We start from the raw sequence: 26088 nt of genomic DNA, 5'->3' as shown, positions 1-26088 counted from the left end.
CGGGGGACCTCGACCATGAGCCAGCGCACGCGAGTCGCCGTTCTCGCTTCCGTCCTGCTATCCACCGCCGCGCTGCTGTCCGCCTGCTCGTTCTCCATGGAGGACGCCATGTGCGGCTCGGGCGAGTACCCGGTCCTGGCCGTGGGCAGCACCGCGGGCGGCGCCTGCGTCAAGAACGGCGACGCCCCGCCGAGCGGCTACACGCGCTACCCGAAGGGGAAGGTGCCGCAGCACGTCGGCGACAAGTGGGACACCTACTGGGAGACCCACACCGTGGACGCGAAGGGGAACGTCACCTCGGCCCCGTAGCCGTCACGCCACGGCCACCGGCCGCATGCCCACGACCGGCCGCCGCCGGATCACCAGCGCCATCAGCGCCGCCACAGCGCACAGCGCCCCGGACACGTACCAGACCATGTCGTACGAGCCGAACGCGTCCCGTGCGACCCCGCCCAGGAAGGCGACGAGCGCCGCGCCGATCTGGTGCGAGGCGAGCACCCAGCCGAAGACGATCGCGCTGTCCTCGCCGTACTGCTCGCGGCACAGGGCGAGGGTCGGGGGGACGGTGGCGACCCAGTCGAGGCCGTAGAAGACGATGAAGAAGAGCATGGGCGGGTGGACCGTCGGCGCCAGCAGCATGGGGAGGAAGAGGAGGGAGATGCCGCGCAGGGCGTAGTAGACGGCGAGCAGGCGGCGGGGTTCGAAGCGGTCGGTGAACCAGCCGGAGGCGATCGTGCCGACCACGTCGAAGACGCCGATCACCGCGAGCAGCGAGGCCGCGGCCGTGATGGGCATGCCGTGGTCGTGGGCCGCGGGCACGAAGTGGGTCTGGATCAGGCCGTTGGTGGAGGCGCCGCAGATCGCGAAGGTGCCGGCCAGCAGCCAGAAGGGGCCGGTGCGGACCGCCTTGAACAGGACGGAGACCGTGCGACGGGCCGCGCCCGGCACGGGTTCCGGCTTCGGTACGAACTCCGTCGCGCCGTACGGCTTCGCGCCCACGTCCGCCGGGTGGTCGCGCAGCAGCAGCCACACGAAGGGGACGACCGTGAGGGCCGCGAGGGAGACGGTCACGGCCGCCGGGCGCCAGCTGTGCTCCTCGACTATCCAGGACAGCAGCGGCAGGAAGATCAGCTGGCCGGAGGCCGAGGCGGCGGTGAGGATGCCGGTGACCAGGCCCTTCCGCTCGGTGAACCAGCGGTTGGTGACCGTCGCGGCGAAGGCCAGCGCCATCGAACCACTGCCCAGACCCACCAACAGGCCCCAGCACAGCAGGAGTTGCCAAGGCGCGGTCATCCACACCGTCAGGCCGGAGCCGAGCGCGATCACGGTCAGCGCGACCGCGACGACGCGCCTGATCCCGAAGCGGTCCATCAGCGCCGCCGCGAAGGGGGCCGTCAGTCCGTACAGCGCGAGGTTGATGGAGGCCGCGGCCCCGATCGTCCCGCGCGACCAGCCGAACTCCTGGTGCAGCGGATCGATCAGCAGCCCCGGCAGCGAACGGAAGGCCGCCGCGCCGATGATCGTCACGAAGGTGACGGCGGCGACGAACCAGGCGCGGTGGATGCGTAGGCGCGGGGTGGGCCGGGCTTCGGTCGGAGCGGCGGTCGGTTCCGTTGTCTGGGTCACGCCATACAGCTTCCGGCCTGCGACGGATCCGATCCATTGGCCCGAAGGACAGCATTCACTAGGATCGGGCCATACAATCGGGTCATGGCCACAGTCACCGCGACCGCCAATGCCACCGCCACCGCCACCGACGGTTTCCGCCCGCACCGTGTCGTCGTGCTCGCCCTCGACGGGCTGCTCCCCTTCGAGCTGGGCATCCCGCACCGGATCTTCGGGCGGCCCAGGGACGCCGAGGGGCGGCTGCTGTACGAGGTCGTGACGTGTTCGGTCCGGCCGCCGGGCCCCGTCGACACCGACGCCGACTTCGCCGTCCAGGTCCCGAACGGGCCGGAGGCGCTGGCCACCGCCGACACGGTGATCGTCCCGGCGTCGTACGAACTCGGCCCCGTCTTCGAGGAGGGTGTCCTCACCCCCGAACTCGCCGCCGCCTTCGCCCACATCCGCCCCGGCACCCGCCTCGCGTCGATCTGCACGGGCGTCTACGTCCTCGCCGCCGCAGGTCTCCTCGACGGGCGCCCGGCGACCACGCACTGGGCGGACGCCGAACGCTTCCAGCGGCTCTTCCCGCGGATCGAGGTCGACGCGGACGTGCTGTTCATCGACGACGGCGACGTCCTGACCTCGGCGGGTGTCGCGGCCGGGATCGATCTGTGCCTGCACATGGTCCGCCGGGACTTCGGCACCGCCGTCGCCAACGACGTGGCCCGCCGCACGGTCGTACCGCCGCACCGTGACGGCGGGCAGGCGCAGTACATCCACCGCCCGGTCCCCGACCCGCAGTTGGCGACCACGACCGCCGCCCGGGCCTGGGCGCTGGGCCGGCTGCACGAGCCGATCCAGCTGCGCGACATGGCGGAGCAGGAGGCGATGTCCGTACGCACCTTCACCCGTCGCTTCCGCGAGGAGGTCGGGGTCAGCCCCGGCCAGTGGCTCACCCAGCAGCGCGTCGAACGCGCCCGGCACCTGCTGGAGTCCACCGACCTGTCCATGGACCAGGTGGCCACGGACGCGGGCTTCGGCACCGCCCAGTCGATGCGCCAGCATCTGCAGGCGGCGCTCGGAGTCACTCCGACGGCCTACCGCCGCACGTTCCGCACGGGCACCGCCGGCAGGTCCGGCAGGTCCGAGGGCAGCGGATCCAGGAGTTACGGCGGTGTCGGCGCCGCGTCCTGAACCCGTGCCCCGGGCATCTCGCCCTCCTGCCGGTCAGCCCGCGACGATGCCCTCCCCGCCGACGGCGCCCGGCACCACGACCGAGCCGATCTCGGTGAGCGCCCCGTTCTTGTCGACCCGGAACTCGTCGACGATGCCCTTGATTCCGGTCTGGACGTACAGGTACCGGCCGTCCGAGGAGGCCGCCGCGTCCACCGTGCCGGCGTCGGTCGCCGTGTTGCCCAGCGCGGTCAACTTGCCCTGGGGGCCGACCCGGTAGCCGGACACCGTACCGCTGGCGGCGTTGGAGACGTACACGTTGCCCGCGGCCGTGACCGCCCAGCAGGTGGCGGCCTGGCCGGTCGCGACGGTGCCCTTCGCGGTCAGTCCGCCGTCACGGGCGACGGCGAAGGTGCCCACCGAGTTCGTCCCGGCCTCCGTCACATGGATCCGCCCGGCGGAGTCGAAGTCGAAGCCGAACGGCACGGCCCCCGGCAGCGGGGTCACCACGGGCCGCGCGGACGGGCCGCCGTACCGGCTGACCGGGAAGACGTCGATGCTCTGCCCGGCGGCCTTGGTGGTGACCACGAGCTTGGAGCCGTCGGGAGTGAAGGAGATCTGCCCTATGGCCGAAGCGGTCGCGGCCAGGCCGAGTTCGCGGTGCCAGGCGGGAACCTTGACCAGCCGCTCGCCGGTCCGCACGAAGCCCTGCACGGAACCGCCGCCGAGCGCGTTGGCGACGTAGACGCGGTCGCCGTGGAAGGTGACGCTGACCGGGAACTGCCCGCCACTGGAGATCTCCTGGACGCGGCGCAGGTGGGTGCCGTGCACGGCGAAGACGGTCACGGTGTCGCTGCCCGCGTTGACGGCGTAGAGCAGCTGGTTGTGCCGGTCGTAGGCGAGCGACCCCTGCGAGGCCAGGTGGTCGGCGACGGTGCCTGCCAGGACGCCACCCTTGCCCCCGGTGCGGTAGACGCCCTTCTGGCCGAGGGTGCCGTCGGCGGCGCGGTCGTAGGCGACCACGGAGTTGGCGGTCGTGTCGTCGGTCTGCACGAACACCGCCGAACTGCCGTGGTGGGCGCGGGAGTCGGAGCCGCGGTGCCCGTCGGCGGCGCTGGCGGCGGGGGCGGCGAAGAGGGCCCCGGCGGCGAGCGCGACGGCGCCCGTACCCGCCGTGCGGGCGATCCGGGCGGCGCGGGAGGTGCGGGAGGCACGGGCCTTGGCGAGAGCCATGTGTGGGTACTCCTCTTGCGGAAAACGGCATGCGGAACGAACGCGGAACGCGGGATCAGGAACCGGAGGAGCGACTCGCGCTCACTGCCGGACGGCTGTAACGCTAGCCCGCGACCGCGGTACATAAGCGGACAAAAATCTCACCAGGGTACGACGTCCGAGCTTCGTAAGAATCACCGCCGACTCCACCGACCTCGCGTCGCAAACGCCACCAACTCCCCTTCGCGACCGGCAACTTCAGGGACCGAACGGCCCGGCCCGATCCCCGCCGTCAGCCACCGGCCCGCCACCGGCACCCTCATCTCGACCCGCACTTCAGGGACCGAACGGTCCGGCGCGATCTCCGCCGCCGGCCACCGCCCCGCCGCCGACACCCCATCGCGACCCGCAACTTCAGGGACCGAACGGCCCGGCCCGATCCCCGCCGTCGACCACCGCCCCGCCGCCGACACCCCCATCCGCCACGGCGACATCGGCGACATCGGCACCCTCCGACACCCGGCCCGCCCCCGACACCCGGCCCGCACGCCGCACCTCCCCCCACCACCCGGTCACGGTCAGCAGCGCGGTCAGGGCCACTCCCGCCAGGATCGCCGTCGACGGCGCCGTCACCTTGAGCAGCGCCCCGGCCAGCGACCCCGTCGCCGCGTAACCCGCCCCTGCCGCCGCGTACATGACCGAGTAGCCGGCGGCCAGGGCGCCGGGCGGCAGCACTTCGCGCAGGGACAGATTGCGGGTGATCATCGCGCCCGACTGGAGCGTGCCGCCCAGGACGAGCGCGACCGCGATCCCGGGCGTGCTCGGTATCAGCGCGGCGAGAGCGACGCAGGCCGAGGTCCCGGCCATCAGCACCAGGCTGCGGGTACGCAGCAGTCCCGGCCACCCGCGCAGGCCGTAGAGGAAGGCACCGAGGCCGCCGCCCACCGCCATCCCGGCCAGCAGCGGACCGGACCAGCCGACACCGATGCCGCGCTGTTCGAGCAGGGCGGGCAGTACGAGTTCCGACAGTCCGAGCAGGGTCAGGCTGGCCGCGCCCGTGACATAGACCGGCCAGGCACCGACCAGCACCTGGCGCAGCGGAGCGCCACTCCCGCCGGCCCCCTCCGTGCCACCCGCGTCCCACCCCGCCGGCAGCAGCCACAGCCCGCCGACCGAGGAGGCCATCAGACCGGCCGCGAGCAGCAGCGGAACGCGCGGTGCGACAGCGAGCGCCAGCCCGGCCACGGCGGCCGGGGACAGCGCCCAGACCCCCGCCGTGAGGATCGACTCGACGGACAGCGCCTGCGCCACGGACCGCTCCGGCACCAGCGAGCTGAGCAGGGTGCGCAGCGCACCGGTCGCGGCGGCCGGGGCGGCCCCGGCGAGACAGGCGAACCCGGCGAGGACGACGGGATGCGCGCCCGGAAACAACCCGAGCCCCAGGAAACCCGCCGCGCCGAGCCCGAGCCCGACCGCCAGTTGCCCCCGGGCCCGCTCCGGCCGCAGCCGCATCCCGAGCACCGGGGCGGCGACGATCTCCCCAAGGACGTACGCCGCCGCGATGATCGCGCCCAGCGAGTAGCCGCCGGGTCGCTCGCGCACCAGGAAGACCAGGGCGAGCGGGGCCATGGCCACGGGCATGCGGGCGCCGACGGCGGTGCAGGCCCAGGTCAGGACCTGTCGGGAGACGACGTCGCGGTAGGTCATGCAGGCACGCTACGGTCCGGGACCGACAACGCCCCACGGGATTTCCCCACCTGTGGACAACTCCCGTCGTGCACCCGTCACGCACCGCCGGGACGCGGAAACCCCGGACCGTCAGAAGGTCAGCACGCCCCGGGCCACCCGCCCCGCCTCCGCGTCCCCCGCCGCCTTCTCGAAGTCCTCGACGGGATAGGTCTCGGTCACCAACTCGTCGAGCAGCAGCCGCCCCTCGCGGTACAGCCGGGCGTACAGGGCGATGTCCCGCTGCGGCCGGGAGGACCCGTACCGGCAGCCGAGGATCGACTTGTCCAGGTACATGGACGAGACGAGGAAGGAGGCCTCGGCGGTGGCCGCGGGCACACCCAGCAGAACGGCCTGCCCGTGCCGGTCCAGCAGATCCACCGCCTGCCGGATCAGCTCCACCCGCCCCACGCACTCAAACGCGTGATCGGCCCCGTTCGGCAGAATCTCCCGCACCCCCTCGGTCGAGGTGAGGAAGTCCGTGGCCCCGAACTGCCGCGCCACGCCCTCCTTCCCGGGATTCGCGTCGACGGCGACGATCGTCGAGGCCCCCGCGATCCGCGCCCCCTGAATGACATTGAGCCCGATCCCCCCGGTCCCGATGACGACGACGCTCTCCCCGCGATCGACCCGCGCCCGGTTCAGCACGGCGCCGACCCCCGTCAGCACCCCGCACCCGATGAGCGCGGCGGACGGCATCGGAATGTCCTTGGGTATCCGCACGGCCTGCACGGCCTTCACCACGGTCCGTTCCGCGAAGGCGGAGTTGGAGGCGAACTGGTAGACCGGCTGCCCGCCCCGCGTGAACGGCTTCCCCGGCCGCCCGATGGCCTGCCGGCACATGGTCGGCCGCCCCCGGTCGCACTCGGCGCAGGTCCCGCAGTTGGCGAGTGTGGACAGGGCCACATGATCTCCGGGCGCCACATGGGTGACGCCCACACCCACGGCCTCCACCACCCCCGCCCCCTCATGCCCCAACACCACAGGGACAGGAAAAGGAATGGTCCCGTCCACCACGGACAGATCGCTGTGACACAGCCCGGCCGCGGAAATGGCGACCAGCACTTCCCCCGCCCCGGGCTCCCGCACCTCCAAATCGTCCACGACCTGGATCTGCTTGCCGTCGAAGACCACACCGCGCATCAGACGACCCCCTTGGGTTCCCTGGGCAGACCGAGCACCCGCTCGGCGATGATCGTGCGCTGAACCTGGTCCGAGCCGCCGTAGATCGTGTCGGCCCGCGAGAAGAGGAACAGGTGCTGAAACACGTCGAGTTCGTACGACAGCGACGGCGACCAGTCCACCGGCCCCACCGCCGCCCCGGCTCCCCGCACCGACATCGCCAGCTCCCCGAGCCGCTGATGCCACCCGCCCCACAACAGCTTGGCCACACTGGGCGCCCCGGCGTCCCCGGCCCGCCCCAGCGTCCGCAGGGCGTTCCACCGCATGGTCCGCAACTCGGCCCACTGCCGCACGAGTCGATCGCGTACGACGGGATCGAGCACGGCACCGGAAGCGACGGCGGCCTCGACGACCCGCCCCAACTCCCGTGCGAACCCGATCTGTTGGGCCAGGGTCGAAACCCCCCGCTCAAACCCGAGCAGACTCATGGCGACCCCCCAACCGCCGCCCTCACCCCCCACAAGATGCTCGCCCCGCGCCAACGCCCCATCGAAGAACACCTCGTTGAACTCACTCGTCCCGGTCAGCTGTCGGATGGGCCGCACCTCGACACGCCCCGGCTGATCCATCGGCACCAGCAGAAAACTCAGCCCGTGATGCCGCCGCGACCCCGCCTCGGTCCGCGCCAGCACAAAACACCAGTCGGCCTCATGCGCGAGCGAGGTCCAGATCTTCTGCCCGCTGATCCGGTACCCGTCCGCCTCCCGTACGGCCACGGTCCGCACCCCGGCCAGATCGGACCCCGCCCCGGGCTCGCTGTACCCCTGACACCACAACTCGTCCCCCGCGGCAATGGGGGGCAGGAAGCGGGACTTCTGCTCGTCGGTGCCGTGTGCGATGAGGGTGGGGGCGAGCAGGTTCTCGCCTATGTGCCCGGACCGGGGCGGCGCGTCCGACCGCGCATACTCCTCGGCCCAGGCGACCTGCTGAGTGAGAGTGGCGGTGCGATTTCCGTAGCCGCCCTCGGGCCAACCCAGCCCGATCCAGCCGCTTTTGCCAAGAGTGCGTTCCCAAACCCGTCGATCCTGAACGGAATCAGCGTGCTCAGCGAGCCAGGCCCGAGCTTCGGCCCGAAACTCTTCATCCGCGCCAGTGAATCCAAAGTCCACAGAGGCTCTCCTCAGAACACCGCTCAGGTTTCCCGCCCAAGGGGCGCGGGGAACTGCGCGACCAGCCCGCACACACCCGCACCCGCCCCACAGCCCAAAGCCCCCACCCCTTAGGTGTTGGGTCGACTCCCTTCCCGCGCGGCCCTCTCCATCTCCTGCAACCGAGAAAGCATCGGCATCGGATCCACCCCCACGGACCCCGGCAGAAACTCCGCGATCTTCTCAGCCGTCCACCCGCCGGAGGCAGAGGCATACGCGGACCGCAACTCCCGAGGCTGCGCCCACACCGCGATCTTCGGCCCCGCGACGGTGTAAACCTGCCCGGTGATACCGACCTCCCGAGCCGAATCCGACAGCAGATAGACGACCATCGCCGCCACGTCCTCCGGCGACCCGATCTCCGCCAACTCCATGGGAACGTTCGCCGACATCCGCGTACGGGCAACAGGCGCCACCGCGTTGGCGGTCACCCCGTACTTGTTCAGCCCCAGTGCGGCGCTCCGCACCAGCGAGATGATCCCGCCCTTGGCCGCGCTGTAGTTGGCCTGCGAAACAGACCCTTGGTGGTTCCCGCTGGTGAACCCGATCAACGTCCCGCCCCGCTGCTTCCGCATCACCGCCGAAGCCGCCCGGAAAACGGTGAACGTCCCCTTCAAATGCGTGGCGAGAACGGGATCCCACTCCTCCTCGGACATGTTGAAGAGCATCCGCTCCCGCAGAATCCCGGCGACACACACGACACCGTCGAGCCGCCCGTACGAGGACAGCGCGACGTCGACGACCCGCTGCCCTCCCGCCATCGTGGAAATGTCGTCGGCGACGGCGACGGCCTCGCCCCCCGCCGCCTCGATCTCCTTGACGACCCCCTCGGCGATCTCGCTCGTCGGTGACGCGCCGTCCATCGAGACGCCGTAGTCGTTGACGACGACCCGCGCCCCCTCGGCCGCCGCCGCCAGCGCGACCGCCCGGCCGATGCCCCGGCCCGCGCCCGTGACGGCGACGGCCTTGCCTGCCAAGAAGTTCCCCATGTCCGGCCCCTCCCGCAGTTTCTGACGGTCCGTTAGATTCGACTCAGATTCTACGACCCGTCAGATGCCTGAGGACAAGCCCCGGGGAGGCCCCGATGTCACTGCCGCCGTCACCGACGTCACCGCCGGCACTCGGTCCGGAGTTCCACGACATCGCCAAGCGCGTGAACAACTGGGGCCGTTGGGGACCGGACGACGAGATCGGCACCCTGAACCTGATCACCGACGAGGTGGTCCAACGGGCGGCGGCCGAGATCCGGACCGGCCGCCGTATCCCGCTCGCCCTCCCCCTCCAACACGACGGCGTGCAGACGGGGATGATCCCGGGCCGGGTCAACCCGCTGCACGCGATGGTGCAGATCAACCAGGAGCTCTTCGGTCCGGGGACGGTCGCGTGCAGCGACGACGCCGTGACCATGGGGCTGCAGGCGGGCACCCACTGGGACGCGCTGACCCATGTCTCGCACTCGGGGAAGCTCTACAACGGCCGCCCGGCCGGCACCGTGACGGCCCACGGGGGCGCCGAGTTCAGCGGTATCGACAAGGCGCGGCACATCGTCTCGCGCGGGGTCCTGCTCGACGTGGCACGCGCGCGGGGCGTCGACCGGCTCGAAGGCGGTCACGCGGTGACCCCGGAGGACCTGGAGGCCGCCGAGCAACTCGCCGGCACGCAGGTCCGCGCGGGCGACATCGTGCTCGTACGGACCGGACAGGTGCAGGTGTACCTGTCCGGCGACAAGCACGGTTACGGCTACCCCTCGCCCGGCCTCTCGATCCGCACGCCGGAGTGGTTCCACGCGCGGGATGTCGCGGCGGTCGCCAACGACACCCTCACGTTCGAGATATTTCCGCCGGAGATCGAGGACTTGTGGCTGCCGGTGCACGCCCTCGACCTGGTCGAGATGGGGATGCTCCAGGGGCAGAACTGGAATCTCGAAGAGTTGTCCACAGCTTGTGGACAAGAGAACCGCTTCACGTTCTTCCTGTCGGCGATGCCCGAACCTTTCGTGGGCGCCACGGGAACCCCGGTGGCCCCGATCGCCATCCTCTAGGTCAGTCCGGTTTTGACGAGGGCCGGACTTACGGTCGGATGGCGGCGCGCTGCTGCCCGCCCCGAGCACGGCACCGCGCTGCCGCCATCCGACTCCGGCGTACCCGTCCCGGCCCCCGGCCCCGAGGGAACCCACGCCGAACACGACCCACACTCGCCGAGGGCCCCCGTCACCGAAGCCCTCGTCGTCCCCTCGCGGCGAATCGCTGCCCACAAGCGTGACCAAACGGTCACGTCGCGTCAACGCCCGTTCGGGGATTTGTTCCCTAAGCACCGCTTTGTCGCAGGGCGCGCACGGAAGCACGGCCCGGCGCATCTCCGCCGGGCACTTGCAGACAGCACCTACACGGCTTCGTACGCGAAGCCCTCGAAACCCCCGTACGCCGTGACACCGCCCCCGAACGCGGCGGCCGCGTCCCGGGGTTGGCTGCCCCGGTCCAGCTCGCACCAGATGCGCTTGCCGGTGCCCTCGGCGCTCCAGCCCCAGCGGTCGGCGAGGCCGTCCACCAGCGCCAGTCCGCGGCCACCGGTCTCGTCACCGTCCGCGCAACGCGGCACGGGGGCCGTACAGCTGGTGTCGGCGACCTCCAGGCGGACCGTGGCCGACTCGTCCGCCCCGTCCGGCAGGGAGAGCCGCAGCACGGCCGGACAGCCGGTGTGCACCACCGCGTTGGTGACGAGTTCGGAGACCAGCAGGATCAGCGTCTCCGCGAGCGGTTCGTCTGCTTCTATCCCGGACCCGGCGAGCCGGGAGCGCGCCCATCTCCTGGCCCGCCCCACCTCTGCGGGGTCGGGCCGGATCTCCAGCTGCACTTGAAGCACCTGCACCGCTCACACCATCCGAACCGGCGGACACATAGCCTCGCGCCTCACGAGGGCCACGATCGTAGCCATTTTCTGCATGGCCAGAACAACGACCGGAGCCAGGGTCACGGAACGTGAATCCCTTGCGAGACAGCATGATTGACGTTCCGTCACCCCAACAAGCGCTTCGGGCATATTCCAGCGCGAAGGAGTACGCGTGCGGGATACTGTGCGACGCTCATCGCGGGGAGTCGAACAGGCAGGGGTGAAAGCCCGTTCTGCCATACGAACTGCGGAGCGCACCGCCCGATCCGGAGCCGCCTCACAGGCAACTCCGGCATGGCTCGTACCTTGAACCACTCGCATCCCACACAAGGTACCGGAGCCCCGAGGCGACTCCAGGCCGTGACGAGTCACGCCTGGGACACAACCCGATATCAACGCTGTGTGATTCCTGTGTGCCACGATCCGCGACACCGTTGTCGGAGCCGTTCCGGTCGCCGCAGGCAGGCACCCCACTACACCGCTTCGCCCACCAGATCGGCGGCGAGCAGCTCCTCACTCTCCGTGTTCCCGCCACCACGCTGGGCCCGCACCCATGCCCGTTTCAGATGCAGATGCACCTCGGACTCCCAGGTGAAGCCCATCCCGCCGTGCACCTGCAGACAGTCCCGGGCCCCGCGCACGGCCGCTTCGTCGGCCAGCAGCCGGGCCGCCGCGATGTCCACCGGATCCCCGGTCACGGCCGCCGCGTACACCGCGGCCCGCGCCACCTCGACCCGCACCAGCGACTGCGCGCACAGGTGCTTCACGGCCTGGAAGCCCCCGATCGGCTGCCCGAACTGCTCCCGCGTCCGGGCGTGTTGCACCGCGAGCCCACACACCCGGCCGGCCGTACCGAGCTGCTCGGCAGCGGTGAGCAGCACGGCGACAGGCTCGACCCGCGCCGGCGCCGGCACCCGATGCAACGGCGTCAACGGATCCACCGACCGCAGCGCTACGGCCCCCTCGGCCCCCGGCAATACGACATCGGCCTCGTCCAGCCACTCCACGAGCCGCCCATCGGCAGCGGCGACCACGGTCTCCCCGGTGGCGGCCCCTGGAACCACCCCGGCAGCAAGATGCGTAGCGACCAACGGCCCAGGCACCAGCGCCGCCCCAACCTCTTCGAACGCCAACACGGCTTCGGGCAGCCCGAGTCCGGCTCCGCCGTCGGCTTCGGACAGTCGCAGGGAGAACAGCCCAAGGTCCCCGAGGGCCCGCCACAAACCCCGGTCCACCCGAGGAGCCTTTGGGGGCGCGGGGAGCTGCGCGACAAGCCACGACGGACCCGCGGACGACGAACGACCGACCACACCCCGCACTGCATCCCGCAACGCCCTTTGATCATCCGTCAGTTGAAACCGCACCGCTCACCTCCCCTTCGGCAACCCGAGAATCCGCTCGGCGACGATGTTCTGCTGGATCTGCGAGGTCCCCGCAGCGATCGTGTACGACAGCGACGACAACCGATCGAGCACCCAAGGCCGCTCCAGATCCAGCGAGTCCACCCCCAGCACCTCCGCCGCCACGTCGTACAGCTCCTGACGGGCGTGCGAGTACCGGAGTTTGAAGACCGACCCGCCCACACCCGGAACGCCGCCGGAGGCCTCCGCCTCGCTCACGTTCCACTGCGTGAGCCGCCACAACGCCCGGAACTCCGCGTTCAACCGCCCCAGTTGCCGCCGCAGCACGGGGTCGTCCCACCGCCCGTTCCGCCGCGCCTCGACCGCGAGTTCACCCAACACCCGCCGACAGGCGACAACCTCACCCACGAAGGCCGTACCGCGCTCGAACGACAGCGTCACCATCGTCACGCGCCACCCGTCGTTCTCGTCCCCCACCCGGTTGCCGACAGGCACCCGCACCTCGTCGAGGAACACCTCGGCGAACTCCGCGGACCCGGCGAGCGTCCGCAGCGGCCGTACGGTGATGCCCGGCGCGTGCATCGGCATGGCGAGCCAGCTGATCCCCCGGTGCTTCGGCGCGGAAGGGTCCGTACGGACCAACAACTCGCACCAGTCGGCGACTTCGGCGTGCGAGGTCCAGATCTTGGAACCGGTCACCACGTAGTCGTCGCCGTCCCGCCACGCGCGCGTGCGCAACGACGCGAGGTCGGAACCGGCCTCGGGTTCGCTGAACCCCTGGCACCACACCTCGTCGCCGCGCAGCACGGGCGGCAGCCAGCGCTCCCGCTGCTCGGGTGTGCCCTCGGCGGCGATCGTCGGGCCGGCGTGCAACAGCCCCACGAAGTTGGCCCCCACATAAGGCGCGCCCGCCTTCTCGGTCTCCTCAAGGAAGATGAGGCGGGTGGTCGGGGACGCGTCCCAGTGCACGTCGCCGTACCCGGCGTCGTACAGCATCCGCTGCCAGCCGAGGTCGTAGGCGCGCCTGCCCGGCCAGTCGTCGGGGGACGGCTTCGGAGGCAGCGTGGGAAGGACCTTCGCGAGCCACTCCCGCAGTCGGGCCCGGTACTCGTCCTCCTCGGCCGTGTACGAGAGGTCCATTACCGGTCGAGGTCCAGGCCCAGCATGCGGATCGCGTTGCCCCGCATCAGCTTGTAGACCGTCTCGTCGTCGAGGCCCTTGACGTGGTCGAGGGCGACCTCCTTGGTGTGCGGGAAGGTCGAGTCGACGTGCGGGTAGTCGGTCTCGAAGGTCGCGTTGTCCCGCCCCACCACGTCCAGGGAGGCGACCCCGTGCTTGTCGCGGAAGAAGCAGCAGAACATCTGGCGGTAGTAGTACGTGGAGGGCGGGTCCGGGATGAGGTCGCGCACGCCGCCCCACGCACGGTGCTCCTCCCACACGTCGTCGGCGCGCTCCAGGGCGTACGGGATCCACCCCATCTGCCCTTCGCTGTAGGCGAGTTTGAGGGTCGGGAACTCCACCAGGACCCCGCTGAAGAGGAAGTCCATCATCGAGGCCATCGCGTTGTTGAAGGAGAGGGAGGCCTGTACGGCGGGGGGCGCGTCCGGGGAGGCGGCGGGCATCTGGGAGCTGCTGCCGATGTGCATGTTGACGACCGTCCCCGTCTCCTGGCAGGCCGCGAAGAACGGGTCCCAGTAGCCGGAGTGGATGGACGGCAGTCCGAGGTAGGTGGGGATCTCGGAGAACGTCACCGCCCTCACCCCACGTGCCGCGTTGCGCTTGATCTCCTCCACCGCCAACTCCACGTCCCAGAGCGGGATCAGGCACAGCGGGATGAGCCTGCCGCCGCTGTCGCCGCACCACTCCTCGACCATCCAGTCGTTGTAGGCGCGGACACAGGCGAGCGCGACCTCCTTGTCGTGCGCCTCGGCGAAGGTCTGGCCGCAGAAGCGCGGGAAGGTCGGGAAGCAGAGGGAGCCCTCGACATGGTTGAGGTCCATGTCCGCGAGCCGCGCCTTGGGGTCCCAGCAGCCCCTGCGCATCTGCTCGCGGGTGATGCCCTCCAGGGTCATCTCGTCGCGGTCGAAGCCGACGGCGGCGATGTTGCGCTTGTACGGGAACTTGAGGTCCTCGTAGATCCACCAGTCCGTGGGCGGACCGTCCGGGTCCATCGTGATCTGGTATTTGCCCGCCACGTAGGCGAGTTCGCCGATTCCGGCGGTGAGCGGCTGGGGTCCGCGCTCGCGGTATTTCGCCGGCAGCCAGGTCTCGAAGAGGTGGGCGGGTTCGATCACGTGGTCGTCGACGCTGATGATGCGGGGCAGTTCGGTGGTCATGGGTTCCCCTCCGCCGGACGGTACTTATCTGATGACCCGTCAGATAGCATGTCACCTGACGAGTCGTCAGCCAAGGAGGGGGCACCATGAACGAGACGCCGTACTCCCTGAGTTCCGCCCCCACGCTGTGGGAACTGGTCGTCCGCCGTGCCGCCTTGACCCCTGACCGGCCCGTTTTCCTCCAGGACGACCGCGCCCTGACCTTCGGCGAGCTGCGGGACCGGGCGGAGCGGGTGGCGGCGGGCCTGTACGGCATGGGCGTACGCCCCGGCACGGTCGTCGCCTGGCAGCTGCCCACCCGGATCGAGACCGCGCTGCTCTCCTTCGCGCTGGCCCGCCTGGGCGCCGTACAGACGCCGGTGATCCCCTTCTACCGGGACCGCGAAGTCGGCTTCGCGCTGCGGGAGTCGAAGGCCGAGTACTTCGCCGTGCCCGGCACCTGGCGCGGCTTCGACCACACGGAGATGGCGCGGCGGCTCGGCGCGAAGGGGATCTTCGAGGCGTACGAGAGCAGCCAACTCCCGGACGGCGACCCGGCCTTGCTGCCCGCGCCGCCCGCCGACGGCACCTCGGTCCGCTGGATCTACTGGACCTCCGGCACCACCTCCGACCCCAAGGGCGTGCTGCACACGGACCGTTCGCTGATCGCGGGCGGCTCGTGTCTCGCGCACGCGCTGCGGCTGACGGCGGACGACGTGGGCTCGATGGCATTCCCGTACGCGCACATCGCGGGGCCCGACTACACGGTGATGCTGCTGCTGTACGGCTTCCCGGCGGTGATGTTCGAGCAGTTCGCGCTGCCGGACGCGCTGGAGGGGTACCGCAAGCACGGGGTGACGGTGGCCGGCGGGTCAACGGCCTTCTATTCCATGTTCCTTGCCGAGCAGCGCAAGCAGCCGGGGACGAAGGTGATTCCCTCGCTGCGGCTGCTCGCCGGCGGCGGGGCGCCCAAGCCGCCGGAGGTCTACCACTCCGTCGTACGGGAGATGGGCGTCCAGCTCACCCACGGATACGGCATGACCGAGGTGCCGATGATCACCATGGGCGACCCGGAGGACACGACCGAGAACCTCGCCACGACCGAGGGACGGCCGCCCGAGGGGATGGAGATACGGATCGCGGAGGGCGGGGAGGTGCGGCTGCGCGGGGAGGCCGTGTGCCAGGGGTATTTGGACCCCGCGCAGACGGCGGAGGCCTTCGACGCGGACGGGTTTCTGCGTACCGGGGACCTGGGGGTCGTCACCGACAGCGGGCATCTCATTCTCACCGGGCGGCTCAAGGACGTGATCATCCGCAAGGGCGAGAACATCTCGGCGAAGGAGATCGAGGACCTGCTCGCCGCGCATCCGGACGTCGGTGACGTGGCCGTCGTGGGGCTGCCGGACGCGGAGCGCGGGGAGCGGGTGTGCGCGGTGGTCGAACAGCCGCCGGGGGCCGGTGAGTTGACCCTGTCCGTCGTGACGGACCATCTGCGCGCGGAAGGGCTGTCCGTGCACAAGCTGCCCGAGCAGCTGGAGATCGTGGACGCCCTTCCGCGCAACGAGACACTGCGCAAGGTGCTCAAGTACAAGCTGCGGGAGCGTTATTCGGATCCCGGGACGGATCCGAGGACGGATCCCGGGACTATTCCGGGACGGTGAAATAGCGGGCGAAGGCGGAGACGATCTCCGCCTCGCCGACCTTGCCGTCGCTGTCCGTGTCGAGCGCGTCGGCGGCCATGGCGGCGATGTCGTCGGGCACCCCGAGAGCCTTGAGGACGCGCACGGTGTCCTCGATGGTGGCCGAGCCGTCGCCGTCCGGGTCCGCGACGTCGAGGGCCGCGTGCAGGAAGGGGCGGCCGATCTCGGCGAAGCGCTCCGGGTTGTCGCGCAGCCGCTTGACCGCGCCGCCCACGAACTCCTCCCGGCTGACCCGCTGGTCGCCGTCCCGGTCCGCGATGCCCGCCATGCCCTGCCAGAACGCCTCCGCGCCGATGTACAGGGCCTGGCCCTTGTCGGAGCGGGCCGCCGTGCCGAACTCCGCGAGCAGCGCCTTGGCCGCCGAGTTGAAGTCCTCGCGGTCGATGAAGCCGTTGCCGTCCTGGTCGAAGGTGGCGAACCGGGCGGCGATGCGTCGCTCGTACTCGGTGCTGACCATGTCTTTCGGGCCGCCTTACTCATGTGGGGGTGCGCTTGGCTGGAGCGTACGACGCCGGGGCGGGTCCGGGAGCCGAAAACGTCGCTTGTACCAAGACCGGGGAAATTCCGAAACAACGGCGTCACCCCGGAAACCGACGCGTCACGCCGAGAGGGGGTCCGCCTCCTCTTCGGGGTCCTCTTCTGTGGCCGTCATCACATCGGGGTAGACGTCGAAGAGGCGTCGCACTCCGAGGGCACCGAGCACGCGGTTGACGTGCGAGCCGTCGGCCGCGCCCTGGGCGGGCAGGACCACGCGCAGGTGGCCCTGGCAGGAGCGGATCAGCCGGCGGGCGGCGATCAGCACGCCGACGCCGCTGGAGTCGCAGAACAGCACCTCGGAGAGGTCCACGACCAGGCTGTGGTGACCGTCCGCCACCACGTCGTGCACCCGCTGGCGCAGCACCGGCGAGGTCACCAGGTCCAGTTCGCCGGACACGAGGAGCACGGACCAGCCGCCGCGCTCGCCGTCGTTCACTTTGAAGGCCACCATCGCGCCTTTCGCTAGCCGGAACTCCCGGAAACCGTCCGGAAACGGAAGCCGTACCTACGCTTCCTTGCAGCGCGGCTGCCCAGCGGCCGTTCCCTGAAACACGGCAACAGAAACGGAAACCGGTCCGAAGAGGCTTGTTTTAGTCGCCTTCGATCCTGTTCGATCAGTTGTGGACCGGGTCGGCGCATGTCCGCTACCACCCGCGGCCCTTCGGGGGCGTGCGATTGCACGAAGGGGCGTGCGCTGTCCGAGGTGCCGACTACATTCGAAGAGACGGTGGGCGCAGGCTTGACTCGGGCACGGACACGGTGAGGGGGCCGCATGGCGACGAAGGACGCACCGCCCCGGTGGGACCGCAAGATGCAGCAGCGGCTGGCCCGCGGCGAGGCGGCGGCCCTCGGTGAGCTCTACGACCGCTTCGCCTCCCTCGTGCACGCCCTCGCCCACCGCGTCCTCGGCGACGAGCGCGCCGCCGACGGCATCACCCGCGATGTCTTCGCCCACGTCTGGGAACACCCCGACTCCTACGACCCCAAGCAGGGCCCGCTGCGCTCCTGGGTGGCCGCGCTGACCGCCCGCCTCGCCGTGCAGCGGCTGCGCGCCACCGAGACCGCCGCCCTCGCCCAGGGCGGCCAGGGCTCCACCGAGGAACTGGAGCGCAAGGTCCGCCGCGCCTCCGTCGCCGCCCGCGCCGACTACATCGTCACGTCCATGCCCGCCCCGCTGCGGGCCGCCCTGGAGCTGGCCTACTTCCAGCGCCGCGACTACCGCCAGACCGCCGTCGACCTCGGCGTCACCGAGGACGAGGCCCGCCGCCGGCTGCGCCTGGGCCTCCAACTCCTGTCCACCGCCCACGACACCGGCGCACCGCCGGAACCAGCGGAACCAGGGGGTGCGGTGTGAGCGACGCGAACGACGAGCACGAGGCGTACGAAGGGGCTGCGGTGCCGCCGCGCATTCCCATGCCCCGCGCCTCGGTCGAGGACAGTGGGCAGCCGTTGCCCGAGCTCGACGAGTCCGCGTCCCGGCCCGCGCCGCTGGTGCTGGAGCACCCGGTGCTGAAGGCGCTGCTCGGCGCGTGGGCGCTGGCCGCGTGCTCGGCGGCGGAGACGGCCGCCGTGGAGGAACACCTCGGCGAGTGCGGCTCCTGCGCGGACGAGGCGCTGCGGCTGCGCGGCGCGGTCGGCCTCCTCCACCCCGTCGAACCCCTCGACCTCGACCCCGGCCTGCGCACCCGCGTCCTCACCGGCTCCTTCGACCGCCGACCGCCGCGCATCCCGGTACCCGAGTGGGCGACGCCGTACGACGCCGAGACCGCGCGCCTGGACGCCCTGCTGCAGGACATAGGCGACGCCGAGTGGCACGCGCCCGTGCGGCTGCGCTGGTTCGACGGCCGGGCCCCGGCGAGCCGCCGTACGACCGTCGTCGGAGTCATCGCGCATCTGCTGACCGTCGACGGCCTGGTCGCGACGGCGCTGGGCCTCGACGACCCGCTCACCGGGGAGTCGGCCGACAAGGCCACGAACCCGGCCGCGCGCACCGAGGCGTACTGGCGGGCCTCGTACTTCCCGCCCACCCGCTCCATCCGCGCGCCCTGGCGCGAGCAGAGCCACGCCATCGTCCGCACGGTGTCGTTCACCGGCACCACCACCGGCAAACGGGCCGTGTCCTACGGCGACTTCGAGCTGCCGCTGCACGACGCGATGCTCGACCGGGCCTTCGAGTGCTGGGTCCACGCGGAGGACATCGCGGACGCGGTGGACTATCCCTACGAGCCGCCCTCGCCGCGCAGCCTGAACCGGATGATCGACCTCGCGGCCCGCATGCTGCCCGCGGTGCTGGCCGAGCGCCGGCGCCACGGGTTGGCCGCGCCTGCCGAGGGACGGCACCTGGTCCCGGCCGGGGATCCCGGGCGCAGCCTGCGGCTGGAGATCGAGGGTCATGGTGGGGGTGAGTGGCTGATCCCTCTCGACTCACCCGGCGCGGTGGGGTCGGCCGAGCGTGAAGTGGCCCATATCGCCCTGGACGGTGTGGAGTTCTGTCATCTGGCGGCCGGGCATGTGTCGCCGGAGGACGCGGCGGCGGGGCAGCTGGGGGATCGGGAGGCGATCAGGGACGTTCTGTTCGCCACGGCGTCGTTGAGCCGGATGTAGTCGGGCGAGTGCGGGTGCGTGGGGGTTGGTCGCGCAGTTCCCCACGCCCCTGAAAGTGAGCCAGAGCTTCCAAGGCGCCGGGGCCTGAAAGCGAGCCTGCGTTTCCAGGGGCGCGGGGAACTGCGCGAACGGCCCCCACCGGGCCGCAGCCGCCCACGCACCCGATCCCCCCGAGCTCCTAGGCGAACACCACAGTCCGGCGCCCGTTGAGCAGAATCCGCCGCTCCGCATGCCACTTCACGGCCCGCGCCAGCGCCTGGCACTCGACATCCCGCCCGATCGCCACCAGCTGGTCCGGGGTCACGTCATGCCCGACCCGCTCGACCTCCTGCTCGATGATCGGTCCTTCGTCCAGGTCGGCGGTCACATAGTGGGCCGTGGCGCCGATGAGCTTGACGCCCCGCGCGTGCGCCTGGTGATACGGCTTCGCACCCTTGAAGCTCGGCAGGAACGAGTGGTGGATGTTGATGATCCGGCCGCTGAGCGCCTTGCAGAGGTCGTCGGAGAGGACCTGCATGTAGCGGGCGAGGACGACGAGTTCGACGTTCTCCTCGCGGACCAGGTCCAGGACCCGCGCCTCGGCCTCGGCCTTGTTGTCCTTCGTCACGGGGATGTGGTGGAAGGGGATGTGGTACGACTCCACCAGCTCGGCGAAGTCGGTGTGGTTGGACACCACCGCCGCGATCTCCACGGGGAGCGCCCCGATGCGCGCGCGGAACAGCAGGTCGTTCAGGCAGTGGCCGAACTTGCTGACCATGAGGACGACGCGCATCTTCTCGTCGGCCCGGTTGATCTGCCAGTCCATGTGGAAGGAGTCACCGATCGCCGCGAAGCTCGCGCGCAGCTTGTCCACGGTCACCGGCGGCTCCGCCGAGAAGTGGACGCGCATGAAGAACAGTCCCGTGTCGTGGTCGCCGAACTGCTGGCTGTCCTCGATGTTGCAGCCGGTCATGAAGAGGTAGCTCGACACGGCGTGCACGATGCCCTGCTTGTCGGGGCAGGACAGGGTCAGGACGTACTGGTCGGCGGGCGCCGCGGCTCGGGTGGACTGCGCGTTCATGCGGAACAGGGTCCCATATCCCCCTGAGCAGGGAGACCGGCGTCCGCCACCCGGACCGGCGGCCCGCGCCGGTCGGCGGACTACGCGGACCGCGTCATGATCTGCAGCACCTCAAGCGTGCGCGGCGGCGCGTCCGGGTCCTCCCCGTCGCTGGACGCCATCCGGACGTGCGCGTCGCGGGCCGCCCGTACCGCCTCCGGCCACGCCTGGTGGTCGACGTACGCGGAGACCGGGGCGTCGGGCCCGACCTGGTGCATGATCCGCAGCACACGCAGGACGGCGGAGTCGACGAGGGCCGCCTCCTGGGAGTCGCGGAAGATCGTGCCGACGTATTTCTCGGCGGACCAGTTGTCCAGCCAGGTGTCCTCGACGAGGCGGTAGACGGCGTCGGTGACGTCCCCGTACCCGTCGACACCGGCCAGCCAGACGTTCTGCTGGAACACCGGATCGGAGAGCATGTGCAGCGCGGAACGCACGTTGCTGCGCCAGCGCCACCACGGCATGTCGTTCAGTGGCATGCCGCCCATGGTGGAGGAGCGACGGGGGCGACGGGAAGAGTTCTCCGGAGCTTGCACGGTCATCGATCGTACGTTCCTTGTCACACACACAGGAACGCCCCCCGTAATTCACCTCCACGTCACCATTCGTTGACCGCGAGTCACTCCCGGGTTAGTGGTGTGGCGGAAGCGTGTGTGTACATGACTGGCAGTCGGCGCAACCGCAGCACCTTCCTCCCCACGATCACCCGGCGCGTCAGAACCACCGTCATGTCGGCGGCGGCGCTGGTGGCATGTGCGTCGCTCGCGGCCGGCTGCGGGGTCATCCCCGGCACCGCCGGCTCCGCGGACGCCCCGATCACCGTCATGACCTGGGCGCCCTGGGACACCAACGCGACCAACAAGCCCGGCATGCCCGCCATGGCGACGGCGTACGCGAAGTGGGTCAACAAGCACGGCGGTCTCAACGGCCGCAAGCTCAAGGTCCTGACCTGCAACGACCACAACACCAGCATCGCCGCGGCGCAGTGCGCCCGACAGGCCGTCAAGGAGAACGTGGTCGCGGTCGTCGGCTCCTACAGCGAGTTCAGCGACTCGTTCTTCGCCCCGCTGGAGGGCGCCGGCATCCCGTACATCGGCGGCTACGGCGTGACGAGCGAGGAGTTCACCCGCGCCCTGTCCTACCCCGTCAACGGCGGCCAGCCCGCGCTGCTGGCCGGTCTCGGCAAGCAACTCGCCCCCGGCTGCGGCACCGTCACCCTGGTCCGGCCCGACTCCATCGCCGGCGACGACCTGCCCCCGCTGCTGAACGCGGGGCTCAAGGCGGGCGGCCACGCGCCGGCCACCGACCAGCTCGCGGCCGACAACGCCACCGAGTACGCCGGCCAGTCGACGCGCGCGCTGGAGAGCGCGTCCGGCGGCACCTCGTCGAAGGACGGGTGCGTGGTGCCCTCGCTCGGGGACCGCACCGACACCTTCATGGACTCCTTCCGGCGGGCGCGCGCGGACTATCCCGCCGTGCGCACCGCGACCGTGCTCGGCAGCGTCGACCAGACCGAGATCAACGCGACGGGCGGGCAGTCCGGGCCGTACGAGGGGTCGTACATCACCGGCTGGTACCCGGTCGCGGGCGACTCGCGCTGGGACCCGATGAAGAAGGCCGTCGACGAGGTGGCCTTCGGCGACAACCGCATCGACCCGGCGGACGCGGGGGTGGAGACGACCTGGATCGCGTACACCGCGTTCAAGACGGTCGTGAACTCGCTCGGCAACGGCGAGGTGACCGCCGACACCGTACGGCGCGCCCTCGACGACGGCGTCAAGGTCACCACGGGCGGGCTCACGCCGACGCTCCAGTGGAGCTCCGCGGACGACGACGATCTCGCCTCCGTGGGCCTGTCCCGCCTGGTCAACGCCTCGGTGACCCTTCAAGTCGTACGCAAGGGCGTTCTGGTGTCGGCGAAGAAGGGCTTCTTCGACATGACGGGGACGCTGGAGAGCGCGAACCTCGACTGAGGTCCGCGCCGTCCGTGTCCTGAATCCGTGTCCTAGAGCTGGGTCGGCTGGCGCTGGGTCAGACCGTAGGTCTTCGCGATCGTGTTCCAGAGCGCGGCGGCCTTGGTCTTCTGGTTGCTGGCGACGCCGCTCGCCGCGTTGCCGGCCGCGGTCTGGCCGGTGGTGCGGGCCTGGCCCTTCTTGCAGCCGTGCTTGCCGGCGGCCTGGTCGGCCCAGGCCGCGTAGTGGTTGTCGGCGGACGCGGACGCCTTCCACGCGTTGGTGAGGGCGGTCGTCAGGGCCGCGTTGTCCGGCAGCTTGTCCACCGTCAACTGCGAGAGTTTCGTGACCAGTTCGGTGCGCTGCGTGGCCGCGTCCCGCAGGTCGGAGGCGGAGTCGCCGAGGCTGTTGCAGGCCTTCACATTGCCCACGGCACGGATCACCGAGGCACGGCTGCTGCCGCTGTCGGCCAGCAACTTGTCCAGCGCGACGGCCTGTTGCTTGGCGGCGTCGGTGCCATCCGACGAGGAGCCCCCGGTCGCGGGCGACGTCGCGGCGACCGTCTTGTTGTCGTCGCTCTTGCTGCCGCCGCCGCTGAGCAGCGCGCCGGCACCGACCCCGAGGATCGCGATGGCGATCCCGACCCCGGCGATCAACGGCACCCGCGAACGGCGCCCGCCCCGGCCGCCGTCGTCGTCCTGCCCGGGCGGGGCGTAGGACGGATCGGCGTAGCCGGGCTGGGCGTACGACGGCTGCGCGTAGCCCTGCTGTCCGTGGCCCTGCTGCCCGTAGCCCGGCTGCTCGGCCCGCGGCGGCTGCTGGAAGCGCGGCAGCTGCTGTGTGGACCCGGCCGGTGTCTCCCCGCTGCGGAAGAGGTTGTCGAACTCGGCGGGCGGCTGCCGGTCCTCGGCCCCGCCCGGCCGCCCCCCGTACCCGGGAGCGCCGCCCTGCGCGGGCACCGGCGGGAGGAACTGCGTGGGCTGCGCGTCGGGATGCGCGGCCGGCGGCATCGGTCCGGCACCGCCGGACACCTCGGGCGGCAGCGCGCCGGGCAGTACGGGCGGGATGAACTGCGTCGCCCCCTCGTCCATCGGCGCGGCCGGGACCGGCGGCAGGAACTGGGTGGCGCCCTCGTCGCCGGGGATGTTGACCACCGGCGGGATGTACTGCGTCGCGCCCTCGTCGGCGGGCGGCAGCGGCGCGCTCGGGAACGCGGACGAGGAAGAGGACGAGGTCGGGGAGGCGGCGGGGGGCAGGGGCGCGCCGCCCGAACCGGAAGCCCCGTATCCGTAGCCGTAGTCCTGTGCGCCGGATCCGTAGCCCGGCGCGCCCGCCCCGTACCCGGCGGACTGCTCCGGGGCGTAGCCCGGTGCCGACGAGTACTCCTGTGCGTACGACTGCTGCTGCACGCCGTAGGCCGCGTGCTGGGCGCTCTCCTGGGGCAGGGCCCCCGGCTGGCTCGGGATGCCCTCCTGGGCGCCCCACGGGGACGGCTGCTCGGGGGCGGTGCCCCACTGCTGCCCCGGCTGCTGCGGCTGCTGCTGTGCGTCGCCCCAGCCCTGGCCCGGCGGCGGGGCCGGGGTCCGGTGCTGCGGGTCGTGCTGCTGGTCCGGGCCCCACGACCCGCCCCAGGCCTGGCCGCTCGGGGGTGTGCTCGGCGGCTGCCCTGCCGACTGCTGGTTACCGCGTCCGCCCGTCATCCCCGGAAGGAGGGGTTCACCTCCGTCGGAGGGCAGCACGATGCCTTCGCGCGCGGGCCGCGCCGAGGGCTCCTCGCCCTGTCCACTCTGCGTCACCGGGACTCCTACGAATGGGGGACCTACGGGATCGTCGGTTCACGCTACCGGGTACCCCGAGCCCCGTGCCACGCAGCACTGGACTGGACCTCTCCACTTGTGACCCCGGTAACAGTTCCGGCCCCTCATCCACGCCAAATCCCGTTCCGCGCCCTCCTTTCACAACCGGATCACCACCGGAGGCTTCGTTCACTCCCTGTTCACGCGGCTGCCTGCAACTCCATCCGCGCCCCGAACTCCCGTACCACCGGCTCGTCCCGGTACGGCTCCAGGCGCTGCTGGAGGTCCTCCAGGTACTCGGCACCCCGGTTGGAGCGCAGCGAACCGAGCAACTCCACCGCTTTCAGGCCCGTGTTGCAGGCCTGCTCGACCTCGCGCTGCTGCACCTGCGCGCTCGCCAGCAGCACGTACCCGATGGCCCGGCGGCGGGCCCGCGACTCCGGGTGCCCGTCCAGGGACTCCTGGGCGCACCTGGCCGCCGCCTCGGCCTGCCCCAGGTCGCGGTGGCAGTGCGCCAACTCGTCGGCGAGATACGCCTCGTCGAAGTGCCCGATCCACGCCGGGTCGTCCCCGGACGACGGATCCGCCGCGTCCAGCGCGCTCACCGCGCGCCCCGACGCCAGCTGCGCCGACCGCGCGTCACCCATCAGGGCGTGCCCGCGCGCCTCCGCCGCATGGAACATCGCCTCGGCCCGCGGGGTCACGCGACCGCGCGCCCCTTCCTGCGCCGCCCGCGCCAACTGCGCGATCTCACGCGGGTTCCCGAGCTGCGCGGCGAGATGGCTCATGGACGCGGCGAGCACATACCCGCCGTATCCCCGGTCCCCGGCCGCCTGCGCGAGGCGCAGCGCCTGGATGTAGTACCGCTGGGCCAGGCCGGGTTGACCGGTGTCGACGGCCATGTAGCCGGCGAGTTCCGTCAACCGGGCGACGGCGGCGAACAGTTCACGCCCCACGGCCTCCCGGTACGACCCCGCCAGCAGCCCGGAGACGACGCTGTTGAGGTAGTGGACGACGACCGGGCGGACATGCCCGCTGCCGTACTGGTGGTCCAGCTCGCTGAGCGCCTGCGTCATCGCGCGCACGGCCGCCACGTCGGACTGGCCCACCCGGGGCCCCGCCGCGCGCGCGACCTGCGAGTCCGGCGAGGAGATCAGCCAGTCACGGCTCGGCTCGACCAGCGCGGACGCGGCGACCGACGAACCGGACAGGAAGTCCCGGCGCCCGACGTCACTGCGCCACAGCTCACACACCTGCTCGATGGCCCCGAGCACGGTCGGCGAGAACTGCAGGCCCACACCCGACGCGAGGTTCTTGCCGTTGGCCATGCCGATCTCGTCGATCGTGACCGTACGGCCCAGCTTGCGGCCCAGCGCCTCGGCGATGATCGCCGGAGCCCGCCCGCGCGGCTGCTGTCCCCGCAGCCAACGGGCCACGGACGTCTTGTCGTAGCGCAGGTCGAGACCGTGCTCGGCGCCGCACATGTTGACCCGGCGGGCCAGCCCGGCGTTCGAGCACCCCGCCTCCTGGATGAGCGCCTGCAGCCGTTCGTTCGGCTGCCGCGCGACAAGTGGCCTTGCGGCCATGGCGTACCCCCTGGGAACAACCCCTGAAGCGAAAAGATCCGGCCGAGAAGATCAATGCCCAGCGAACATGGCGAAAATGCGAAGCATGCGAGGAATGCCGGGGTAAAGGCTCGCGCCCGCCCCTCACGTGGCTACCCCGATCCCGCCCTCGGTCCTCCCGCGCGCCCCCGCACATGCATCCATGCGCCCCAGTTGCGGAATCGA

Annotated in this window: 23 protein-coding genes; 7 read left to right on the top strand and 16 right to left on the bottom strand. The window is 71.2% G+C overall.

Annotated elements, in window-relative coordinates; all coding sequences use genetic code 11:
• Positions 1 to 15 precede the first annotated feature (15 nt).
• Positions 16 to 309 (top strand): SCO0607 family lipoprotein, encoded by a 294-nt coding sequence (locus ACWDEW_RS44920; protein WP_450521555.1) that lies wholly within the window; start codon positions 16 to 18, stop codon positions 307 to 309.
• A gap of 3 nt (positions 310 to 312) precedes the next feature.
• On the opposite strand, the gene ACWDEW_RS44915 is transcribed toward ACWDEW_RS44920, so the two are convergent.
• Positions 313 to 1626, bottom strand: coding sequence for an MFS transporter (locus ACWDEW_RS44915; protein ID WP_450521553.1), 1314 nt, complete (start codon positions 1624 to 1626; stop codon positions 313 to 315).
• A gap of 84 nt (positions 1627 to 1710) precedes the next feature.
• Between ACWDEW_RS44915 and ACWDEW_RS44910 the strand changes: the two genes are divergently transcribed.
• On the top strand, positions 1711 to 2799 hold the full coding sequence (locus tag ACWDEW_RS44910) for a GlxA family transcriptional regulator (RefSeq protein WP_450521551.1): 1089 nt from the start codon (positions 1711 to 1713) through the stop codon (positions 2797 to 2799).
• A 33-nt stretch (positions 2800 to 2832) separates the two neighbouring features.
• On the opposite strand, the gene ACWDEW_RS44905 is transcribed toward ACWDEW_RS44910, so the two are convergent.
• The 5 genes from ACWDEW_RS44905 to ACWDEW_RS44885 form a co-directional block, all read right to left on the bottom strand.
• Positions 2833 to 4011 carry a lactonase family protein gene (locus ACWDEW_RS44905; RefSeq protein WP_450521549.1) on the bottom strand — a complete coding sequence of 393 codons (1179 nt, stop codon included), beginning with the start codon at positions 4009 to 4011 and terminating at the stop codon, positions 2833 to 2835.
• Positions 4012 to 4404: 393 nt separating this feature from the next.
• On the bottom strand, positions 4405 to 5697 hold the full coding sequence (locus ACWDEW_RS44900; RefSeq protein ID WP_450521548.1) for an MFS transporter: 1293 nt from the start codon (positions 5695 to 5697) through the stop codon (positions 4405 to 4407).
• A 111-nt stretch (positions 5698 to 5808) separates the two neighbouring features.
• On the bottom strand, positions 5809 to 6858 hold the full coding sequence (locus ACWDEW_RS44895; protein WP_450521546.1) for a Zn-dependent alcohol dehydrogenase: 1050 nt from the start codon (positions 6856 to 6858) through the stop codon (positions 5809 to 5811).
• Complete coding sequence (locus ACWDEW_RS44890) at positions 6858 to 8006, bottom strand: acyl-CoA dehydrogenase family protein (RefSeq protein ID WP_450521544.1); 1149 nt, start codon at positions 8004 to 8006, stop codon at positions 6858 to 6860. The genes ACWDEW_RS44895 and ACWDEW_RS44890 overlap by 1 nt, the downstream gene beginning before the upstream one ends.
• A 110-nt stretch (positions 8007 to 8116) precedes the next feature.
• Entirely contained in the window at positions 8117 to 9034 is a 918-nt protein-coding gene (locus tag ACWDEW_RS44885) for an SDR family oxidoreductase (protein ID WP_450521542.1), read from the bottom strand.
• A 95-nt stretch (positions 9035 to 9129) separates the two neighbouring features.
• Here ACWDEW_RS44885 and ACWDEW_RS44880 point away from each other — a divergent pair, with 95 nt between their 5' ends.
• Positions 9130 to 10086 (top strand): cyclase family protein, encoded by a 957-nt coding sequence (locus ACWDEW_RS44880; protein ID WP_450521540.1) that lies wholly within the window; start codon positions 9130 to 9132, stop codon positions 10084 to 10086.
• Between the two features lie 341 nt (positions 10087 to 10427).
• Here the strand turns inward: ACWDEW_RS44880 and ACWDEW_RS44875 are convergent, their stop codons facing one another.
• The 4 genes from ACWDEW_RS44875 to ACWDEW_RS44860 form a co-directional block, all read right to left on the bottom strand.
• A complete protein-coding gene (locus ACWDEW_RS44875; RefSeq protein ID WP_450521580.1) occupies positions 10428 to 10898 on the bottom strand; it encodes an ATP-binding protein in 471 nt (156 codons plus the stop codon).
• Positions 10899 to 11407: 509 nt separating this feature from the next.
• A complete protein-coding gene (locus ACWDEW_RS44870; RefSeq protein WP_450521538.1) occupies positions 11408 to 12298 on the bottom strand; it encodes an acyl-CoA dehydrogenase family protein in 891 nt (296 codons plus the stop codon).
• A 3-nt stretch (positions 12299 to 12301) separates the two neighbouring features.
• A complete protein-coding gene (locus tag ACWDEW_RS44865) occupies positions 12302 to 13435 on the bottom strand; it encodes an acyl-CoA dehydrogenase family protein (protein WP_450521536.1) in 1134 nt (377 codons plus the stop codon).
• A complete protein-coding gene (locus ACWDEW_RS44860; protein ID WP_450521534.1) occupies positions 13435 to 14631 on the bottom strand; it encodes an amidohydrolase family protein in 1197 nt (398 codons plus the stop codon). The genes ACWDEW_RS44865 and ACWDEW_RS44860 overlap by 1 nt, the downstream gene beginning before the upstream one ends.
• Before the next feature lie 86 nt (positions 14632 to 14717).
• On the opposite strand from ACWDEW_RS44860, the gene ACWDEW_RS44855 reads away from it, so the two are divergent.
• Positions 14718 to 16271 carry a class I adenylate-forming enzyme family protein gene (locus ACWDEW_RS44855; protein WP_450521532.1) on the top strand — a complete coding sequence of 518 codons (1554 nt, stop codon included), beginning with the start codon at positions 14718 to 14720 and terminating at the stop codon, positions 16269 to 16271.
• On the opposite strand, the gene ACWDEW_RS44850 is transcribed toward ACWDEW_RS44855, so the two are convergent.
• Both ACWDEW_RS44850 and ACWDEW_RS44845 read right to left on the bottom strand, forming a co-directional pair.
• Positions 16255 to 16767: an EF-hand domain-containing protein gene (locus ACWDEW_RS44850; protein ID WP_450521530.1), complete on the bottom strand. Its 513-nt coding sequence runs from the start codon at positions 16765 to 16767 to the stop codon at positions 16255 to 16257. The two genes, ACWDEW_RS44855 and ACWDEW_RS44850, sit on opposite strands and share 17 nt — an antisense overlap.
• A 141-nt stretch (positions 16768 to 16908) precedes the next feature.
• The gene (locus ACWDEW_RS44845) at positions 16909 to 17298 is read right to left on the bottom strand and encodes an STAS domain-containing protein (RefSeq protein WP_450521528.1); all 390 of its coding nucleotides are present in this window, start codon (positions 17296 to 17298) and stop codon (positions 16909 to 16911) included.
• A gap of 321 nt (positions 17299 to 17619) precedes the next feature.
• Between ACWDEW_RS44845 and ACWDEW_RS44840 the strand changes: the two genes are divergently transcribed.
• Positions 17620 to 18201 (top strand): sigma-70 family RNA polymerase sigma factor, encoded by a 582-nt coding sequence (locus ACWDEW_RS44840; protein WP_450521526.1) that lies wholly within the window; start codon positions 17620 to 17622, stop codon positions 18199 to 18201.
• A 59-nt stretch (positions 18202 to 18260) separates the two neighbouring features.
• The gene (locus ACWDEW_RS44835; RefSeq protein WP_450521578.1) at positions 18261 to 19451 is read left to right on the top strand and encodes a maleylpyruvate isomerase N-terminal domain-containing protein; all 1191 of its coding nucleotides are present in this window, start codon (positions 18261 to 18263) and stop codon (positions 19449 to 19451) included.
• 178 nt (positions 19452 to 19629) lie between these two features.
• On the opposite strand, the gene purU is transcribed toward ACWDEW_RS44835, so the two are convergent.
• Positions 19630 to 20511, bottom strand: coding sequence for a formyltetrahydrofolate deformylase (gene purU / locus ACWDEW_RS44830; RefSeq protein ID WP_450521524.1), 882 nt, complete (start codon positions 20509 to 20511; stop codon positions 19630 to 19632).
• Between the two features lie 80 nt (positions 20512 to 20591).
• Positions 20592 to 21092, bottom strand: coding sequence for an SCO4402 family protein (locus ACWDEW_RS44825; RefSeq protein ID WP_026179576.1), 501 nt, complete (start codon positions 21090 to 21092; stop codon positions 20592 to 20594).
• Positions 21093 to 21209: 117 nt separating this feature from the next.
• On the opposite strand from ACWDEW_RS44825, the gene ACWDEW_RS44820 reads away from it, so the two are divergent.
• On the top strand, positions 21210 to 22523 hold the full coding sequence (locus ACWDEW_RS44820; RefSeq protein WP_450521522.1) for an ABC transporter substrate-binding protein: 1314 nt from the start codon (positions 21210 to 21212) through the stop codon (positions 22521 to 22523).
• Between the two features lie 32 nt (positions 22524 to 22555).
• On the opposite strand, the gene ACWDEW_RS44815 is transcribed toward ACWDEW_RS44820, so the two are convergent.
• Both ACWDEW_RS44815 and ACWDEW_RS44810 read right to left on the bottom strand, forming a co-directional pair.
• Positions 22556 to 24298: a hypothetical protein gene (locus ACWDEW_RS44815; RefSeq protein ID WP_450521521.1), complete on the bottom strand. Its 1743-nt coding sequence runs from the start codon at positions 24296 to 24298 to the stop codon at positions 22556 to 22558.
• Between the two features lie 200 nt (positions 24299 to 24498).
• On the bottom strand, positions 24499 to 25884 hold the full coding sequence (locus ACWDEW_RS44810) for a transcriptional regulator (protein ID WP_381244065.1): 1386 nt from the start codon (positions 25882 to 25884) through the stop codon (positions 24499 to 24501).
• Between the last annotated feature and the right edge of the window lie 204 nt (positions 25885 to 26088).

The organism is Streptomyces sp. NPDC001100 (assembly GCF_053598575.1).
The sequence above is the reverse complement of the archived record's forward strand: the minus strand, read 5'-3'. Positions and strand labels throughout refer to the sequence as shown.